We start from the raw sequence: 1866 nt of genomic DNA on the forward strand, positions 1-1866 counted from the left end.
CCTTATTGAGCAGGACCACAGGCGAGTGAGGCAAAGGACAAGGCCCATGCTGGGCTTTAAAACCTTTATGTCGGCCGCGAAGACCATCGCCGGAATTGAGATGATGGTCATGATCAAAAAAGGTCAGATTGATATCCAGGGCTCCACTCCATTTGAGCAGTTATCCTGCGAGGGCGTAGAATTGCTCGAAAGGAGTGGAGCCCTGGGGTGCGATCTCGCCTTTTTTGATCATGGCCATCATCTCGATTCCGAACCCCAGATATTTTTTGCAACAAAACCTAAAAAATTCACATGGCTTATCCGCAAGCAGCTCGACGCCTACCCGGTCCTCATGCAAGAAACGCTTGTGAACACCAAACTGTCATTCGCAGTTACATTCTTGCACAACTGCACAAGTTTCTGCTCTCAGTTACGGCCTCTGATTATATGGTTCCACGCCCGAATTTATCAGATCTTTTTGTGAACGCGATGGTCCAAAGAAATGGGCAGTGTGGCGTTATTTGTATCTTCTATGGAAAATGTCACGTGATTTTTCCCAAGCCAAAGCCTATATGATCCCAATGCAAAGCATTTCAAAGCCAGAATGGCAGCCAAGTTGGAGCCTTATCCTGTAAGGACCAGGATTCAACACGTTGCAGGGTGAGCGTTTGGTCGGGAATATCTGTTGGAACCATGACCGAAGCTCTTATTTTGAAAAAGGAAAACATCGTGCGCTATTCAAAACTGATTCAAAAAAAAACCTATTGGAACATCGCGAAAATGACTGTACTTGCGATTACGCTGGTTCACTGCAAATCGACTCATAGTGATATTAGCAGTCAGAAAGTCAATCCTTCTTCTGATTTTCTCACTCTATCGAAAAACAGCTGCCTGAACGCCAAACCTGACATCAAATCCTTACTCGTTCCCGATGTTAAGAAGCTAGGCTATGCTCAATGGTGTCCTTCCGGAAAGGGCTTCCGGACACTGCCCGAAACTCATCCCTTGCTCGGCATCTTCATTACCGATGAAAGTTATATAACTTATGAGCAGTGGCCATTGGCCAAAAAGCTGCTGGAGATATTTAAAAGAAGATTAAATCCTCCGGTAATCAACGTGCTTGTTCAAAAGTTGCAACTGGAGAAGGCTCGAACGAATGCCAGTCAATATATTTCTGCCGAAGATATGAAACGACTGAACTTTATTTCCATCGAAGGCAATGATCCATCAAGTGTACCGCAGGATCTCATGGAATTCGGGGTCACTGGTACAAGCCCTGGCTTAGCTTTACTCGATCTTCCGCACTTCGATGGTGGATGGGAGTATGCGCCTGGTGATATCGCCAAGGATTGCGGATTTAAACTCGAGAAGCAGTCGGAGTCTCCAAGTGACAGTGGCGGCGAATACGGTGGAAACGTGATTGGCTTGCCAGGCGGTCTGGTTGCCATCGGCTCAGGGATGAACGACAGCACAGTGGCTACCATCTCGCCCGACAGCCAGGAAAACGTGGTACGGGTGAATACTGAGTGGCTCGGCGTAGGTCACATCGATGAGTTTATGGTCACTGTTCCTACGCGGGATTCGGCGCCCTGCAATTTCGCGATTCTGCGGGCCTCACCCGCGCTCGGCCTTGATCTCGCGCGAACGGTGGGCAAAAGTAAAGATGATCGTCTTGAACCCCAATGGCCAGCGAGCGAGATATTTCAGGCCGAACCTAGCACACGTACTGATTGCCTTGCGAAGTTGCCACGCGCACGTAACGGAAAGCCATTGGGTGCACGCGAGGCGCTGGAATGTCCATTGTTTGTAAAGGCAAATGAAACCTATGAAAAAATAATCGATACCGAAGTTTCGACTTTGGTGGCACGTGTAAAGGCTGCAACGGAT

1 protein-coding gene and 1 pseudogene are annotated in these 1866 nt (G+C 48.2%); both read left to right on the forward strand.

The window, feature by feature from the left end:
- A pseudogene (locus VE954_RS05455) lies at positions 1–127 on the forward strand (DDE-type integrase/transposase/recombinase); the annotation flags it as partial.
- A gap of 545 nt (positions 128–672) precedes the next feature.
- Positions 673–1866 (forward strand): protein-arginine deiminase family protein (locus tag VE954_RS05460; RefSeq protein WP_324950484.1); only part of this gene is annotated, 1194 nt, incomplete at its 3' end.

Origin of the sequence: Oligoflexus sp., from assembly GCF_035638955.1 — a bacterium.
Lineage (GTDB): Bacteria > Bdellovibrionota_B > Oligoflexia > Oligoflexales > Oligoflexaceae > Oligoflexus.